This is a genomic window from Streptomyces sp. NPDC020490 (assembly GCF_044335305.1).
In the GTDB taxonomy this organism is placed as follows: domain Bacteria; phylum Actinomycetota; class Actinomycetes; order Streptomycetales; family Streptomycetaceae; genus Streptomyces.
The window spans coordinates 118,074-135,055 of sequence record NZ_JBIRUY010000008.1 but is presented as its reverse complement, the minus strand read 5'-3'; the positions used below and the strand labels follow the sequence as shown (position 1 = coordinate 135,055).

At 69.6% G+C, this 16,982-nt stretch carries 11 protein-coding genes; 9 read left to right on the top strand and 2 right to left on the bottom strand.

The window, feature by feature from the left end; all coding sequences use genetic code 11:
* Nucleotides 1–52: 52 nt before the first annotated feature.
* Entirely contained in the window at nucleotides 53–2,725 is a 2,673-nt protein-coding gene (locus ACH4ZX_RS11420; RefSeq protein ID WP_398271025.1) for a transglycosylase domain-containing protein, read from the bottom strand.
* A 352-nt stretch (nucleotides 2,726–3,077) separates the two neighbouring features.
* Between ACH4ZX_RS11420 and ACH4ZX_RS11415 the strand changes: the two genes are divergently transcribed.
* The 4 genes from ACH4ZX_RS11415 (at nucleotide 3,078) to ACH4ZX_RS11400 (ending at nucleotide 6,874) form a co-directional block, all read left to right on the top strand.
* A complete protein-coding gene (locus ACH4ZX_RS11415) occupies nucleotides 3,078–3,761 on the top strand; it encodes a helix-turn-helix transcriptional regulator (RefSeq protein WP_360753860.1) in 684 nt (227 codons plus the stop codon).
* Nucleotides 3,762–3,805: 44 nt separating this feature from the next.
* Nucleotides 3,806–4,888: an inositol-3-phosphate synthase gene (locus ACH4ZX_RS11410; RefSeq protein ID WP_324790112.1), complete on the top strand. Its 1,083-nt coding sequence runs from the start codon at nucleotides 3,806–3,808 to the stop codon at nucleotides 4,886–4,888.
* An 85-nt stretch (nucleotides 4,889–4,973) separates the two neighbouring features.
* Nucleotides 4,974–6,236 (top strand): MFS transporter, encoded by a 1,263-nt coding sequence (locus tag ACH4ZX_RS11405; protein ID WP_398271020.1) that lies wholly within the window; start codon nucleotides 4,974–4,976, stop codon nucleotides 6,234–6,236.
* Between the two features lie 122 nt (nucleotides 6,237–6,358).
* Complete coding sequence (locus ACH4ZX_RS11400; protein ID WP_398271017.1) at nucleotides 6,359–6,874, top strand: hypothetical protein; 516 nt, start codon at nucleotides 6,359–6,361, stop codon at nucleotides 6,872–6,874.
* Nucleotides 6,875–6,968: 94 nt separating this feature from the next.
* On the opposite strand, the gene ACH4ZX_RS11395 is transcribed toward ACH4ZX_RS11400, so the two are convergent.
* Complete coding sequence (locus ACH4ZX_RS11395; protein WP_398271014.1) at nucleotides 6,969–8,408, bottom strand: CCA tRNA nucleotidyltransferase; 1,440 nt, start codon at nucleotides 8,406–8,408, stop codon at nucleotides 6,969–6,971.
* A 260-nt stretch (nucleotides 8,409–8,668) separates the two neighbouring features.
* Here ACH4ZX_RS11395 and ACH4ZX_RS11390 point away from each other — a divergent pair, with 260 nt between their 5' ends.
* From ACH4ZX_RS11390 to ACH4ZX_RS11370, 5 genes are all read left to right on the top strand, one after another.
* Nucleotides 8,669–11,071: a DUF6049 family protein gene (locus tag ACH4ZX_RS11390; RefSeq protein ID WP_398271011.1), complete on the top strand. Its 2,403-nt coding sequence runs from the start codon at nucleotides 8,669–8,671 to the stop codon at nucleotides 11,069–11,071.
* Nucleotides 11,072–11,115: 44 nt separating this feature from the next.
* Nucleotides 11,116–13,380: a murein biosynthesis integral membrane protein MurJ gene (gene murJ, locus ACH4ZX_RS11385; RefSeq protein WP_398271008.1), complete on the top strand. Its 2,265-nt coding sequence runs from the start codon at nucleotides 11,116–11,118 to the stop codon at nucleotides 13,378–13,380.
* Nucleotides 13,381–13,518: 138 nt separating this feature from the next.
* Nucleotides 13,519–15,210: a serine/threonine protein kinase gene (locus ACH4ZX_RS11380; RefSeq protein WP_398271005.1), complete on the top strand. Its 1,692-nt coding sequence runs from the start codon at nucleotides 13,519–13,521 to the stop codon at nucleotides 15,208–15,210.
* 20 nt (nucleotides 15,211–15,230) lie between these two features.
* The gene (gene sigM / locus ACH4ZX_RS11375) at nucleotides 15,231–15,965 is read left to right on the top strand and encodes an RNA polymerase sigma factor SigM (RefSeq protein WP_398271002.1); all 735 of its coding nucleotides are present in this window, start codon (nucleotides 15,231–15,233) and stop codon (nucleotides 15,963–15,965) included.
* Complete coding sequence (locus ACH4ZX_RS11370) at nucleotides 15,962–16,894, top strand: anti-sigma factor family protein (RefSeq protein WP_398270999.1); 933 nt, start codon at nucleotides 15,962–15,964, stop codon at nucleotides 16,892–16,894. The genes sigM and ACH4ZX_RS11370 overlap by 4 nt, the downstream gene beginning before the upstream one ends.
* Nucleotides 16,895–16,982 lie beyond the last annotated feature (88 nt).

The window sequence follows — 16,982 nt, the reverse complement described above, 5'->3', positions numbered from 1 at the left end:
CTCGTTTCACGTGAAACATCCGTGCTGGGCGTTTTGGTGGCGGCCCGGTACGTCAACCGAAGATGCCGCCGTTGCCGTTGCCTCTGCTGTTGCCCGTCCCGGAGGTGTCCGTGGGCGTCGGCGACGACGTCACGCCTCCGTCCGTGCCACCGGTGGTCGTCCCGCCGGTGTCGTTGCACTGCCAGCCGAACTTGCAGGAGTCGCTCGGCGACGGTGTCGGGCTCGGCAGCGTCTCGCTCGGCGTCGGGCTCGGCGTCGGGCTGGCCTCCGGCGTGTCGCTGACCGTCGGAGTGGGCGTCGGGCTCGGCACGTCGTTGACCACCTCGCCGATGTCCTCGGGCGTCGGGAAGTCCTTCGCCGGCGTGCCCTTCAGCGCCTCCGCCATGTAGTCGTGCCAGATCTCGGCCGGGAACGAGGCACCGTGGATCTTCTCCTGGCCGCCGGTTCCGTACATCTCCTCGAAGGTGCGGTTCTTCTTGGTCTCGTCGTCGTCGTACCGGAACATCGTGATCGACGTCGACAGCTGCGGGGTGTAGCCCACGAACCAGGCCGACTTGTTGCCGTCGGTGGTACCGGTCTTGCCGGCGACCTCGCGGCCGGGCAGCTGGGCGTTGGTGCCCGTGCCCTTTTCGACCACGGTCTTCAGCACGTCCGTGACGTTGTCGGCGACCGCCGCGGTGAACGCCTGCTTGCTCTGCACCTTGTGGTTGAAGACCGTGCCCTCGCTGCTGGTGACCTTCTGCACGGAGTACGGGTCACGCTGCTCGCCGCTGGCCGCGAAGGTGGCGTACGCGCCCGCCATCCGGATCGCGCTCGGGTCGGAGATACCGATCGAGAACGACGGGAAGCTGGTGCCGGTCAGGCTGTCCGCCTTGATGCCGGCGTCGACGGCCGCCTCCTTCACCTTGTCCAGCCCGACGTCCATGCCGAGCTGCACGAAGGCGGAGTTCACCGACTCCCGCATCGCCTCACGAAGGTCGATCCGGTAGTCGGGCGGGCTGCCGAGCGACTGGTTGCCGTCGTTGGTCTGCAGCCACTCCTCGCCCTTCTCGTTCTTCCAGACCGTCCCGTCGTAGTCCTTGATCTTCAGCTTGTTCTTGCCGCTGTACAGACTCTTGGGGGAGACCTGGGTGCGCTCGTCCTGCGCCTGCTCGGTCCCGAGGTCGGGGTCCCGCACACCCCACTTCATGGCTGCGGCGAGCACGAACGGCTTGAAGGTCGAACCGACCTGGGCGCCAGTGACGTCGGCGTTGTTGGTGAAGTGCTTGGTGGCGTCCTCACCGCCGTAGATGGCCTTGATCGCCCCGGTGTCCGGATCCACGGACGCCCCGCCGAACTGGACGTGGGTGTCCGTGTCCGGGCGCAACTTGGGCTTGATGTTGGCCTTCCGGACGTTCTTGACCGCCGTCTCGAGCGCCTTGACCTTCTTCTTGTCGAAGGTCGTGTAGACCGAGTAGCCGCCCTGCTGCAGATCGTCGGCGGTGATGTCCGTGTTGTTGATGATGTACGCCTTGGCGAGGTCGACGAGGTAGCCGACCTGGCCGCTGAGCGCGGTGTTCGACCGCGGGTTCTGCACCTTGGGGAGCTTGGTGTACTTCGCCCGCGTCGAGGGGTCCAGGTGGCCGTACTCGACCATCTTGTCGAGCGTGTCCTGCATCTGGACCGTGGCACGCCTGCTGTTGGCCTGGGGCGTGGCGGCCGGGTCGATGGACGTCGCGCCCGCCGGGTCGTAGTACGTGGCGCCCTTCAGCATCGCCGCCAGGAAGGCGCATTCGCCCTCGTTGAGGTCGACGGCGTCCTTGTTGAAGTACGCCCGCGCGGCGGCCTGGATCCCGTAGGCGTTGCGCCCGTAGTACGCGGAGTTCAGGTAGCCGGCCATGATGTCGTCCTTCTTCATCTCGGCGCCCACCTTGATCGAGACGAAGATCTCCTTGAACTTCCGGGAGAGAGTCTGCGACTGGTCGTTCAGCATCGCGTTCTTCACGTACTGCTGAGTGATGGTGGAGCCGCCCTGCGTCTCACCGCCCCTGGCCATGTTGAACACGGCGCGGGCGATGCCCTTGGGGTCGATGCCGCTGTCGGTGTAGAAGGTCTTGTTCTCCTGGGAGATGACGGCGAACCGCATCGCCTCGGGGATCTGCGAGAGGTTGACGATCTGGCGGTTGGTCTCGCCACCGGTGGCGACCATCTCGGAGCCGTCGGACCAGTAGTAGACGTTGTTCTGCGCCGTGGCCGTCTTGGCGACGTCGGGGATGCCCACGAGGGCGTACCCCACACCGGCGACCGCCACCATGCCGCCGAAGAAGGCGATGAAGAGGCCGGTCACCAGCTTCCAGGACGGCATCCAGCGCGCCGCGCCGTACTTGCCCGCGCGCGGGTAGTCGATCAGACGCTTCTTGTCGGGGACGCCGGCGCGCCCGCGGCCTCGTCCCGGCGGCCCGCTCGGGCCACCGGGTGCCCCGCGCCGGCCCGCGCGGCCGGGTTCGGGCGCTCTGCGGCGGCCGCCCCCGTTTCTCTGTGCCGCACGCCGGGTCTCGGCGCGGCCTCCGTACGACCGCTCCTCGTCTCCCGGCCCGTAGGGATCCGACCCGTACGCGTCGGAAGGAGACCCGGTGGCGCCTCGCGGTGCCGCACGGCGGCCGGAGGACGAGCCGGACTGGCCACGTCGGGCCGCGGCACGTCCGCCTCCCTGCGGCTGCGGCGGTTTGCGACGGTGCTCGCTCATCGAACGACTACTCCTCGGGCAGGCGCACCCTTGCGCGCCTGTCAACGGCGGCTGGTTTCCGGTCCCCCCGAAGTACGGATGTGGTCGATCGCTCATTCACCCGTACTGCACCGAGGACGATGACGCCCCCTCGCGTCACTCGGTTCCCGGTGGTGTGCATGGCGCACAGACTACGCACCGCCAAAACCCACCGAGCACAGAAGTTCACCTCAAACCAGGCAACTTGCCCCGGATGAATAAGTGATGTGACCCCGTTCACCGTTTCCCCACTTGTCGCATCCGGGCGGCCGTTCTATCGTCGTGATGTATCGAGTCGATACATCAGCGCGAGATAAGACGAGGGGGCGAGAGGATGAGCCGACGTTCCGGCATCCTCGAGTTCGCCGTACTCGGCCTGCTCCGCGAATCCCCGATGCACGGCTACGAGCTGCGCAAACGGCTCAATACGTCACTGGGAGTGTTCCGGGCGTTCAGCTACGGGACGCTGTACCCCTGCCTCAAGACGCTGGTCGCGAACGGCTGGTTGATCGAGGAGCCGGGGACCACCACCGAGGACGCCCTCGCCGCTCCGCTCGCGGGACGTCGCGCCAAGATCGTCTACCGGTTGACGGCGGAAGGTAAGGAGCACTTCGAGGAACTGCTCTCGCAGACCGGCCCCGACGCCTACGAGGACGAGCACTTCGCCGCCCGTTTCGCCTTCTTCGGGCAGACGTCGCGCGACGTACGCATGCGCGTGCTCGAGGGCCGCCGCAGCCGGCTGGAGGAGCGGCTGGAGAGGATGCGCGCCTCCCTGGCGCGCACCCGGGAGCGCCTCGACGACTACACACTCGAGCTCCAGCGCCACGGGATGGAGTCCGTGGAGCGCGAAGTGCGCTGGCTGAACGAGCTCATCGAGAGCGAGCGGGCCGGGCGGGACCTCAGTGGTTCCGCGTCCGGGGGGTCCGCTCAGCAGGACACCACATCTGGAGCGCCGGGCGGCCTGCCCCGGCCCGGGGACACCCCCGGGCCGGATACGCCCGGCGACACCGCCACGTGACGGTCCACTCAGGACCTCACTCGTACACACAGGGAGCAACCGGAATGGGTTCGGTTCGCGTAGCCATCGTCGGCGTGGGCAACTGCGCCGCGTCGCTGGTGCAGGGAGTCGAGTACTACAAGGACGCCGACCCGGCGTCCAAGGTCCCCGGCCTGATGCACGTGCAGTTCGGTGACTACCACGTCCGTGACGTCGAGTTCGTCGCCGCGTTCGACGTCGACGCGAAGAAGGTCGGCCTCGACCTCGCGGACGCGATCGGCGCGTCGGAGAACAACACCATCAAGATCTGCGACGTGCCGCACACCGGCGTCACGGTCCAGCGCGGCCACACCCTCGACGGCCTCGGCAAGTACTATCGCCTCACCATCGAGGAGTCCGACGCCGAGCCGGTCGACGTCGTCCAGATCCTCAAGGACAAGCAGGTCGACGTTCTGGTCTGCTACCTGCCCGTGGGCTCCGAGGACGCGGCGAAGTTCTACGCCCAGTGCGCCATCGACGCCAAGGTCGCCTTCGTCAACGCCCTCCCGGTCTTCATCGCCGGCACCAAGGAATGGGCGGACAAGTTCACCGAGGCGGGCGTGCCGATCGTCGGCGACGACATCAAGTCCCAGGTCGGCGCCACCATCACGCACCGCGTCATGGCGAAGCTGTTCGAGGACCGCGGTGTGATCCTGGACCGCACGATGCAGCTGAACGTCGGCGGCAACATGGACTTCAAGAACATGCTCGAGCGCGAGCGCCTGGAGTCCAAGAAGATCTCCAAGACGCAGGCCGTCACCTCCCAGATCCCCGACCGGGACCTCGGTGAGAAGAACGTCCACATCGGCCCGTCCGACTACGTCGCCTGGCTCGACGACCGCAAGTGGGCGTACGTCCGCCTCGAGGGCCGCGCCTTCGGTGACGTCCCGCTGAACCTCGAGTACAAGCTCGAGGTCTGGGACTCCCCGAACTCCGCCGGCGTCATCATCGACGCCCTGCGCGCCGCGAAGATCGCCAAGGACCGCGGCATCGGCGGCCCGATCCTGTCCGCGTCCTCGTACTTCATGAAGTCCCCGCCGGTCCAGTACTTCGACGACGAGGCCCGCGAGAACGTCGAGAAGTTCATCCGCGGCGAGGTCGACCGCTAAGCACGCACCGAGACCGCTCCTGCCAGGGCCTGAGGGTCCCCGGGTCGTAAGACCCGGGGACCCTCCGTGTGTGAGGCTGTGCTCCATGGCCGTCGTCCGTGACCTGCGCACCCTTCTGCGCTTCAGGAACTTCCGGCGCCTGCTCGCCGTGCGACTGCTGTCGCAGGGCGCCGACGGCGTCTACCAGGTCGCGCTCGCCACCTACGTGGTCTTCTCGCCGGAGAGACAGACCTCGGCCGCCGCGATCGCCTCCGCGATGGCGGTCCTGCTGCTTCCCTACTCCCTGGTGGGCCCCTTCGCCGGCGTCCTGCTGGACCGCTGGCGCCGACGGCAGGTCTTCCTCCACGGCAACCTGATCCGCGCGGTGATGGCGTCGGCGACCGCCCTGCTGATGGTCGGCCACGCCCCGGACTGGCTGTTCTACGTCTCCGCCCTGTGCGTCACCGGCGTCAACCGCTTCATCCTGGCTGGCCTGTCCGCCGCACTGCCGCGCGTCGTCGACGAGGAACGCCTGGTGGTGGCCAACTCCCTCTCCCCGACCGCCGGTGCGCTCGCCGCGACCGCGGGCGGCGGACTCGCCTTCCTGGTACGGCTGGCATTCGCGGACAGCGACGCCGCCGTGGTGCTGCTGGGGGCGTCGCTGTACCTGTGCGCGGCCCTCGCGTCGTTGCGTATCGCACCGGACGAGCTGGGACCGGAACCGGAGCTGGTGCGGCCCCGGCTGCTGACGGCACTCAGCGGCAGCGCCCGTGACCTGGTGGCCGGTGTGCGTCATCTCGCGGCCCCGCCGCGCCGGGAGGCCGCCTGGGCACTGATGACCATGACCCTCATGCGCTTCTGCTACGGCGCGCTGCTGGTCATGCTGCTGATGCTGTGCCGGTACGCCTTCACCTCCACCACCGAAAGCGGACTCGCCCTGCTGGGGCTGGCGCTGGGGGTGTCCGGTGCCGGCTTCTTCGCGGCGGCCGTCGTGACACCGTGGGCCGCGGGACGCCTCGGGCCGGGCTGGTGGATCGTCACCTGCGCCGCGGCCGCCGCGGTTCTGGAGCCCGCCCTCGGCCTCCCGTTCGCCAGAACTCCCATGCTGGCCGCGGCGTTCGTCCTGGGACTGACGACTCAGAGCGCGAAGATCGCCACGGACACGATCGTGCAGTCCTCGGTCGACGACGCCTTCCGGGGCCGCGTCTTCTCCGTCTACGACGTACTGTTCAACGTGGCCTTCGTCGGCGCGGCGGGAACAGCCGCCCTGGTGCTGCCTCCTGACGGCCGCTCGGCTTTCCTGGTCGTCATGGTCGCCGTGACGTACGGATCGGTTGCTGCCGCTATGGCCCGCTATGAGCGCCGGTAAGTGTCACATCAAAGCCACAGAGTTCTTATCGGCTACAGCGTTGTCAGTGGGGGCCGGTAGCTTACGTGGGTCTTACTCGCGTCTTACGCGTCACGTACCCATGCTTTTAGGGGGACCCCCAAGTGACTACTCCGCCTCAGGGCCAGAACCCGTTCGCCCAGGGCCAGCAGCCCTACGGCCAGCCTCAGGGCCAGGCCCCGTACCCGCCCCAGGGCGGCTACCCGCAGCAGCCGGGTCAGCCCGGGTTCCCCCAGCCCGGCGCCGCACCCTACGCCCCCGTGCCGCCGCAGCCCAGCCGCAAGATCGGCTTCAAGACGATCAAGAACATCGTCATCGTCGTCGCCGTCCTCGGCGTGGCCATCGGCGGTTACATAGCCAGCCGCGACGACGCCAACACGGCCGCCGTCGGCGACTGCATGCACCGCGGCAGCACCGACGACAACAACCCGGACCTCGAGGTCGTCGAGTGCAGCTCGGCGAAGGCCCAGTACGTCGTGCTCGCCAAGATCGAGGGCACGTACTCCGCGCTCACGGCCGAGAGCAAGTGCACGGAGAAGGCCAAGGACTTCCAGTACTCGTACACCGAGTCCGGCGACGGTACTGACTTCCTGCTCTGCCTGAAGGACTACAAGAAGTAACCCGGATGCGCGGAGGGGCGGTGTTTCACGTGAAACACCGCCCCTTTGGCGTTCCGGCGTCATGTTTCACGTGAAACATGCCCCGTCGCTCACCTCAGCCCTGCTCGGCCCACCACTCCTTGAGGGCCGCCACCGCCGCGTCGTGCCCCATCGGACCGTTCTCCAGGCGGAGCTCCAGCAGGTGTTTGTAGGCGCGGCCGACAGCGGGGCCGGGGCCGACGCCCAGGACCTCCATGATCTGGTTACCGTCGAGGTCCGGGCGGATCGCGTCGAGCTCTTCCTGCTCCTGAAGGTGGGCGATGCGTTCCTCCAGTCCGTCGTAGGCACGGGAGAGCGTCGCGGCCTTCCGCTTGTTGCGCGTCGTACAGTCCGAGCGGGTCAGCTTGTGGAGCCGGTCGAGGAGCGGGCCGGCGTCACGGACGTAACGGCGGACCGCGGAGTCCGTCCACTCGCCCGTGCCGTATCCGTGGAAACGCAGGTGGAGTTCGACCAGGCGCGAGACGTCCTTGACCAGCTCGTTGGAGTACTTGAGGGCCGTCATCCGCTTCTTGGTCATCTTGGCGCCGACCACCTCGTGGTGGTGGAAGGAGACCCGGCCGTCCTTCTCGAACCGGCGCGTGCGCGGCTTGCCGATGTCATGCAGGAGGGCGGCCAGCCGGAGTGCCAGATCGGGTCCGTTCCGCTCCAGCGCGATCGCCTGCTCCAGGACGATCAGGGTGTGCTCGTAGACGTCCTTGTGGCGATGATGTTCGTCGCTCTCCAGACGCAGCGCCGGCAGCTCGGGCAGCACGTGGTCGGCGAGGCCGGTGTCCACCAGCAGCGTCAGCCCCTTGCGCGGGTGCGCCGACAGGATCAGCTTGTTCAGCTCCTCCCGCACCCGCTCGGCCGAGACGATCTCGATGCGGCCGGCCATCTCCTTCATGGCCGCCACCACCTCGGGAGCCACCTCGAAGTCGAGCTGTGCGGCGAAGCGCGCGGCCCGCATCATGCGCAGCGGGTCGTCCGAGAAGGACGCCTCGGGCGTGCCCGGGGTGCGCAGCATCCGCGCGGCAAGGTCGTCGCGCCCGCCGTACGGGTCGATGAAGCGCCGCTCCGGCAGAGCGAGGGCCATCGCGTTCACGGTGAAGTCGCGCCGGACGAGGTCCTCGTCGATGGAGTCGCCGTACGACACCTCGGGCTTGCGCGAGGTGCGGTCGTAGGCCTCCGACCGGTAGGTCGTCACCTCGATCTGGTAGCCGTCCTTCTGGGCCCCCACCGTCCCGAAGGCGATGCCGACCTCCCACACGGCGTCCGCCCACGGCCGGACGATCTTCAGGACGTCCTCGGGGCGGGCGTCGGTCGTGAAATCCAGGTCGTTGCCGAGCCGGCCGAGCAGCGCGTCCCTGACCGAACCGCCGACCAGGGCGAGCGAGAACCCGGCCTCCTGGAAACGGCGGGCGAGGTCGTCGGCTACAGGGGCGACCCGCAGTGGTTCGCTCATCGCGGGCAGCTCCTGGTTCACGGCGCTGGCAGAGTCTTCGTTGGCGTTCGGCACAACAGAAGAGGGTACGTGGCCCGGGCGTCCGCGAGCGCCCCTATTCGACGCGCACGGACATTCCATCCGATACCAGCCCAAGAAGTGCGCTCAAGGTTCAACAATGCTCTAACCTCCCTTGTCCGTATATACATGGCGGCTGGCTCCCTGCTCCCCGATCTTGTGGAGTGGTCCGTGGCACTTCCCCTCAGCGGGCATCGTTACCATGCGTGGACGCACATTCCGACGACCACTGACGACGACGAGGGACGGGCGAGCGCGTGGCCGAGGCGGCAGACTTCCAGGGGATGAGTTCCTCACCTGCCCGCCGGTGGCTGCGGCGCACCGGATCCCTGCTCGCGGGGGCGCCTCTTCTCGCCGGTCTCCTGCAGCTGCCTTCGCCCGCCGCCGCACACGCCGCCGGACCGACCTCGGCGGTGCGGGCCTCCGGCTCCGGCGCGGTGGCCGTCGCCCTCGACTCGCTCAGCCCCAGCCTTCCCCAGGACGGGGACACGCTGACCGTGACGGGCACCGTCACCAACAACGGCAAGCAGGCCGTCACCGGCGCCCATGTGGGCCTGCGCGTAGGCCCACAGCTCCGCACCCGCTCGGCCATCGAGAACACCGCCCAGAACAGCGGCGAAGTTCCGGTACCGGCCGGCCAGGAGGTGGGCGGCAAGTACGTGGAGAAGTTCGCCGAGCTCGCCCCCGGAGTCGCCGAGCACTTCAGCATCTCCGTGCCGGTCGACAAACTGGACCTCGGCTCCGACGGCGTCTACGAGTTCACGGTCTCGCTGTCCGGACGGACCTCCGCACAGCCCTGGGAGCAGGTCCTCGGCGTCCGGCGGACCTTCCTGCCCTGGAAGCCGGACGAGGCCGCCGCCAAGACCAGGACGACGTTCCTGTGGCCGCTCGTGTCCACCGTCCACATGACGGCGGAGACGGGGTCGAACGAACAGCAGACGCCGGTCTTCCTCAACGACGATCTCGCCGCGGAGATCTCGCCCGGAGGCCGCCTCGACGAGATGCTGTCGCTGGGCGCCGGCCTCGACGTCACCTGGGTGGTCGACCCGGACCTGCTGGCCTCCGTCGACGCGATGACCCGCAGCTACAAGGTCCAGACCGGCAGCGGTACACCCAGGGCCGGCACGCACCAGGCGGTCGCCAAGCAGTGGCTCGCCGAACTGCAGAAGGCGGTGGCCGGCAAGGAGGTCGTCGCACTGCCCTTCGGGGATCCCGACCTGGCCTCCCTCGCGCACAACGGCACGAGCGTCACCGGCTCGCTCAGCCACCTCAAGGAGGCGACCGACGTCGTCGCCAACACCGTGGAGCCGATCCTCCATGTGAAGCCGAACACGGACTTCGCCTGGCCCGTGGACGGCGCGGTCGACCCGTCGATCGTCAAGGTGGCCACCTCCGCCGGCGCCGACAAGATCATCGCCCGCAGCGACAGCCTCCAGGAAACCGGCGACCTGCCGTACACGCCGTCCGCGGCCCGCCCCATCGGGGGCGGCACCACCGCGGTGGTCGCCGACGCCCGGCTGTCGACGGCGTTCCAGGGCGACCTGACGAAGGCCTCCGGCACCACGCTGGCCACGCAGCGGTTCCTGGCCCTGGGCCTGGCCCTCAACGCCCAGTCGAACAAGACCCGCAGCGTCGTCGTCGCCCCGCAGCGCATGCCGACCGTGCGTCAGGCCCACGCGATGGCCGAAGCGCTGAGCGCACTCCAGAGCGGCACCTGGTCGGAGTCCCAGGAACTCGCCGCGGCCGCCGCCGCCAAGCCCGACCCGGGCGCCACGACGAGGATCCCCTCCAGGTCCGACTACCCCTCGGCGCTGCGCAGGCAGGAGCTGCCGCGGTCCGCGTTCGAGCAGACCGCGACCACACAGGACAAGCTCGACAACTTCAAGGTGATCCTCACCGACCAGTCCCGGGTGGTCACCCCCTTCGGGCGGGCGATGAACCGGGAGATGTCCACGTCGTGGCGCGGACGCGCCCGCGCCACGGAGAGCTTCCGCGACAGCGTGGAGTCCCATCTCGACGACCTGACCGGCCAGGTCAAGCTGATCGACAAGTCCGACACCAAACTCTCCGGACGCAGCGCCACGATCCCCGTGACCGTGCAGAACAACCTGGTGCAGGGCGTCGGGCACCTGGAGCTGCGCCTCAGCTCGACGAGCCCCACCCGCCTGCAGATCGGCGGCGACGCCTTCGACGAGCAGCCCGTCGCGGTGTCCGGCGGGCACAGCCAGACGGTGAAGTTCACCACCTCGGCCAGGGCCAACGGCCAGGCCACGGTGATCGCCCAGCTGTACACGGAGGACGGCCAGGCGTACGGCGCACCCGTCAGGTTCGAGGTCAAGGTCACCGAGTTCACGGCCACTGTGATGCTCGTCATCGGCGGCGGCTTCCTCCTGCTCGTCCTCGCCGGCTTCCGCATGTACACCCAGCGCAAGCGCGCCGCCGCCCGCGAGGCCGAGGACGACGGTCCGGACGACGGTCCAGACGAGACGGCACCGACGGCCGACGGCCCGGAGAACCCCGGAGACCCGGAGGACCGTCTTGACAAGGAGTCCGGCACCGACGCCCGGGCGGAGGACCCGGACCAGCCGAGTGACCGGACACCGGACACCGCGGCGGAAAGCACAGACCCGTCCGGCACGGGTGAGAGAGTGGACCGTTGAGGATGTCGTGGCCGGTCGGCCCGGGACGATGAGGTGGGGTAACCATGAACGCGCCGTACGACGGTGACCGCGGCCAGGCTGCGGGCAGCCCGGGTCACCCCGAGGGCCCGCCGCCCGAGCACGGCCAGGTACCGTCGCAGTCCGCCGGCGACATGTACCTCCAGGACGCCTACGACCAGGACCCCTACCGCGAGCAGCGCCTCTCCGCGCAGGACCCCGTCGCCGAGGCGCTCTACGACCGCGCCGCGCACCCCCCGCCGCCCGCGGGCACGTACGAGCCGCAGCAGCCGCTGCACTCGCAGCCGCCCAGGGCGGCGCACGCCCCCGACCCGCGGGTGTGGGCGCAGACCCCGGCCCCCGAGCCGGACGGCCCCAGCCGGCACCTGCCCTACGGCGACGATCCGCGGACGACGCAGTACGTGGGCGTCGACGACCTGGTCACCGAGGCCGGCGAGGAGCGCCACCAGCCGGATGCCTTCGCCCATCTCTTCCGCGACCAGCAGCAGGACGGCGGGCCCCGGCTTCCGGTGGACGCCCGGGCGGTGCCGGGCCCGGCCGCGCCCCCGCGCGGGCCGGAGCCGGCCGTGGCGGTCCCGGTGCCGGCGGACGACCGGACGATGAACCTCGGCACCGCCACCGAGCCCCCCGCACCGGCTCCCGCGCCCGCCGCCAAGAAGGGCGGCCGCGCGTCGGGCCTGCTGAAGTCGAGCGCCGTGATGGCGGCGGGCACGATGGTCTCCCGCCTGACGGGCTTCGTCCGCTCCGCGCTGATCGTCTCCGCCCTCGGCGTCGGCCTGCTCGGCGACACCTTCCAGGTCGCCTACCAGCTGCCCACGATGATCTACATCCTGACCGTCGGCGGCGGCCTCAACTCCGTGTTCGTGCCGCAGCTGGTGCGTGCCATGAAGGAGGACGAGGACGGCGGCGAGGCATACGCCAACCGCCTGCTGACACTCGTGATGGTGGCGCTGGGCCTGCTCACCGCCGCGGCGATCTTCGCCGCCCCGCTGCTGATCCGTCTGCTGTCCGACTCGGTCGCCAGCGACCCGGCGGCCAACGCCGTCGGCGTCACCTTCGTCCAGTACTTCCTGCCCTCGATCTTCTTCATGGGCATCCATGTGGTCATGGGGCAGATCCTCAACGCGCGCGGCAAGTTCGGCGCGATGATGTGGACCCCGGTCCTGAACAACATCGTCATCATCGTGACGCTCGGCGCGTTCATCTGGGTGTACGGCACCTCGGCGGACTCCGGCATGGAGGTCACGAACATCCCGCCGGAGGGCCAGCGCCTCCTCGGCATCGGCGTGCTGCTCGGTCTCGTGGTCCAGGCCCTGGCCATGATCCCGTACCTGCGCGAGACCGGCTTCCGGATGCGGCTGCGCTTCGACTGGAAAGGCCACGGCCTCGGCAAGGCGGCCACACTCGCCAAGTGGACGGTCCTCTTCGTCCTCGCCAACCAGGCGGGTGCCCTCGTCGTCTCCCAGCTGTCCACGGCGGCCGGCAAGGCGTCGCCGGTCGACGGCACCGGCTTCTCCGCCTACGCCAACGCCCAGCTGATCTGGGGCCTGCCGCAGGCCATCATCACCGTCTCGCTGATGGCCGCCCTGCTGCCGCGCATCTCCCGCTCGGCGGCCGAGGGCGACGGCGGCGCCGTCCGCGACGACATCTCCCAGGGCCTGCGGACGACGGCGGTCGCCATCGTGCCGGTCGCCTTCGGCTTCCTCGCGCTCGGCATCCCGATGTGCACGCTGATCTTCGGCTCCTCGGGCACCAGGGAGGCCACCAACATGGGATTCATGCTGATGGCCTTCGCCCTCGGCCTGATTCCGTATTCCGTGCAGTACGTCGTCCTGCGCGCCTTCTACGCCTACGAAGACACCCGGACGCCCTTCTACAACACGGTCATCGTCGCCGCGGTCAACGCGGGCGCCTCGGTGGTCTGCTACTTCGTGCTCCCGGCGCGCTGGGCCGTGGTCGGGATGTCGGCCTCGTACGGCCTGGCCTACGCCATCGGCGTCGGCGTCGCCTGGAACCGGCTGCGCAAGCGCCTCGGCGGCGACCTGGACGGCGCCCGCGTGCTGCGGACGTACGCGCGGCTGTGCATCGCCTCGGTGCCCGCGGCGCTGCTCAGCGGCGCGGCCTGCTACGCCATCGGCCACACGCTCGGCCAGGGCGTGGCCGGATCGTTCGCGGCGCTGCTGGTCGGCGGGGCGGTGCTGCTCGGCATCTTCTTCCTCGCGGCGCGGCGGATGCGCATCGAGGAACTGAACTCACTGGTCGGCATGGTGCGCGGGCGTCTGGGCCGCTGAGGCGGGGGTACGCGCACAACCATCGTCCGCTGTCGTGTGTCGTGCATACAGGCGGACTGTGGGCACAATTGGTTTCGGCGTCGGACGGCGCGCACGGACGTCGGTCGGCGCGCATGGGATGGGGAGGCAGGAACGACGGTGGCGGAACGGAGCACGGCTGCCGTCGACGTGGCAGACAACAGTGGCGATGAGCCGCTGACCGCACAGGCGGACCAGTCCACGGCCGACGGGGTGGCCCAGAACCGGGAGTGGGACACGGACATCGACGAGGCACAGGGGAGCGGGGGGACCGACGGTCCCGGCAAGGTCTCACCGCCGGAGTTGCACAGCGGTCACAAGCTGGCCAGACGGTACCGGCTGGAGGAGTGTGTCACCCGTCTGGACGGATTCAGCAGTTGGCGTGCGGTGGACGAGAAACTGCGCCGTGCCGTGGGCGTCCACATCCTGCCCGCGGACCACTCGCGGGCCCGCGCCGTCCTCGCCGCCGCCCGCTCCTCCGCGCTGCTCGGCGATCCCCGCTTCGTCCAAGTGCTGGACGCCGTCGAGGAGAACGACCTCGTCTACGTCGTCCACGAGTGGCTGCCCGACGCCGTCGAACTGACCACGCTGCTCGCGTCCGGCCCGCTGGAGCCGCACGACGCCTACCAGATGGTCAGCCAGATCGCCTCCGCGATGGCCGCCGCCCACCGCGAGGGCCTCGCCCATCTGCGCCTGAATCCCAACGCGGTCCTGCGCACCTCCAGCGGCCAGTGGCGCATCCGCGGCCTCGCCGTGAACGCCGCGTTGCGGGGCATCAGCTCGGAGAGCCCGCAGCGCGCCGACACCGAGGCCGTCGGCGCGCTTCTGTATGCGGCGCTCACCCAGCGCTGGCCGTACGAGAGCGACGCCTACGGCCTGTCGGGGCTGCCCAAGGACGTCGGACTGATCGCGCCCGACCAGGTGCGGGCCGGTGTCCACCGCGGCCTGTCCGAACTGGCCATGCGCGCACTCGTCAACGACGGCGCGACCGCCTCCCGTCACGAGTCGCCGTGCACCACGCCGGAGGAACTGGTGAAGGCGATCGGCGAGATGCCGCGCATCCGCCCGCCGGAGCCGGCGTTCACCGCGCCGCCGGAGTACCAGCGCACGACGTACCAACAAGGCTCGTACGGCCGCCCGGCGCCGCACCCCGGCGTCACCCAGCCGGTGCCGGCCCCGCCCGCCCCGCTGCAGAGCCGCACCGGCAAGGCGCTGAAGTGGGCCGTCTCGGCCCTCCTCATCGCCGCCCTGGGCCTGGGCAGCTGGCAGCTCGCGGACGCCCTCATGGACCACGGCGACAAGTCCGACGACACGAACAAGACCCAGACGACGGACGGCAACGACAAGAACAGCAAGACGAAGCCGCTCAAGCCGATCGCCATCGAAGGAGCACGCGACTTCGACCCGTTCGGCGACCAGTCCGAGAAGCCGTCCGACATAAGCAAGACCTACGACAGCAGCCTCGCCACCTACTGGCAGACAGACTTCTACAAGGGCGCCAACTTCGGCAATCTCAAGCCGGGCCTCGGCATCATTCTCGACCTGGGCAAGGTCCAGCAGGTGGGCAGGGTGACCGTGACGTTCGTCGGGAACACGTCCGTCGAACTGCGTGCCGCATCCAGTGACGCGATTTCGGAGCCCACGTCTTTCGACGCCTTCACGAAGGTCGCCGACGGCTCCGGTACGACTGTCACGCTCAAGCCGGGCCAGTCGCTCAAGTCTCGCTATCTTTTGGTCTGGCTCACTGAGCTGCCACTCACCAGCGAAGGCACCTACCGAGGCAGGGTCGCCGACATCAAGGTGACCGGCTGAGGGCAAGGGGGAGGGGGCCGATGGCGGATGGAAACGCATACGGCGACGCAAGCGATCAGGACCTCCTCGCCCGTCACGTGGCAGGTGATCCCGACGCCTTCGGTGAGCTCGTGCGGCGTCATCGGGACCGTTTGTGGGCTGTGGCGCTGCGGACGCTCGGCGACCGTGAGGAAGCCGCCGACGCCGTCCAGGACGCCCTCGTCTCCGCCTACCGGGCCGCGCACACGTTCCGCGGGCAGTCGGCCGTCACGACCTGGCTGCACCGGATCACGGTGAACGCCTGCCTCGACCGTGCCCGCAAGACCGCCTCACGGAAGACATCGCCCGTCGACGACCCCGAGCGGCTGGAGCAGCTGCTGGAGCCCCACGAGGAGGCGTCCGCCCCGGCGGAACGCAACGATCTCCACCGCCAGCTGCTGGAAGCGCTCGGCACTCTGTCGCCCGACCAGCGTGCCGCCCTCGTCCTCGTCGACATGCAGGGCTACCCGGTCGCCGAGGCGGCCCGCATGCTCGACGTCCCCACCGGCACGGTGAAGAGCCGCTGCGCCCGAGGCAGAGCGAGACTCCTGCCCCTGCTCACCCATCTGCGGGCGGATAACGCCGACGACGGCGACGAACGCGGGCAGAGGCGGAACCGGACGCCCGGGGCATCCGTCCCACCCGCAGCGGGACCGCCGGCCGGTGTCCGCGACCCGGGGCCGGACGCCGAGCCGAATGATTCAGCTGCTGTGAAGGGCGGAGGTGGGCGAGCGTGACATCCACGCAGGACAGTGCCGGGCACCCGGACATCGCCGAGATCTCCGACCTCGCCGAAGGACTCCTCCCGCCGGCCAGGACCACGGACGTACGACGGCATCTGGACGACTGCGAGCTGTGTGCCGACGTCTACGCGTCGCTGGAGGAGATCCGGGGCCTGCTCGGCTCCCTCCCCGGCCCGCCGCGCATGCCCGCCGACATCGCCGGGCGTATCGACGCGGCCCTCGCGGCCGAGGCTCTGCTGAGCGCGACGACGCCCGGCACCTCCGGCTCCCAGCAGCCGGCGACCGGCTCCGGCTCACCGTCCGACATGAACGACGGCACGCGTGTTTCACGTGAAACATCGCCCACGACCGACCGCCCCACGCGTCGCGCCCGCGTCTCGACCACCGGCCCGGGCCGCAAGGACCGCAGGCGGAGCGGCCGTCGCAGGGCCGCCGTCCTCGGCACGGTCTTCGCGGTCGCCGCTCTGGGACTCGGCTCGGTCCTCGTCACGACGCTGGACGACGACGCGTCGACCGGTACGCAGGCCGACGGCCGGCAGACCACCGCGGCGGACACCTTCTCACAGAGCAAGCTGGAACAGCACGTCTCCGACCTCCTGGCGAAGGAGCGGGGCTCGGACACCGGCTCCAGCGCCCCGCACAGCCATGGGGTGCAGAATGGTTCCGGTATCGCGTCGCCCAAGCTCCTCCGGACGCCCGCCGTCCCGGACTGCGTCCAGAAGGGCATCGGTCGCACCGACCCGGCGCTCGCCACCGAGGAAGGCACCTACAAGGGCGGCGACGCCTTGCTCGTGGTGCTGCCCGACTCGTCCGACAGCACGAAGGTGACCGCGTACATCGTGGACTCGACGTGTGTGACCCACCCGTCGTCCGCCAAGGCCGACGTTCTGCTGGAGCAGTCCTACACACGGTCGTCCGGCTGACGCTTCGTCTCCCGCCCGCATGGCATCCCGTACGGTGCATGGTTCCGTGTGCCCGGACACAGCGGGAATGCGCGCCCCTTAGGATCCG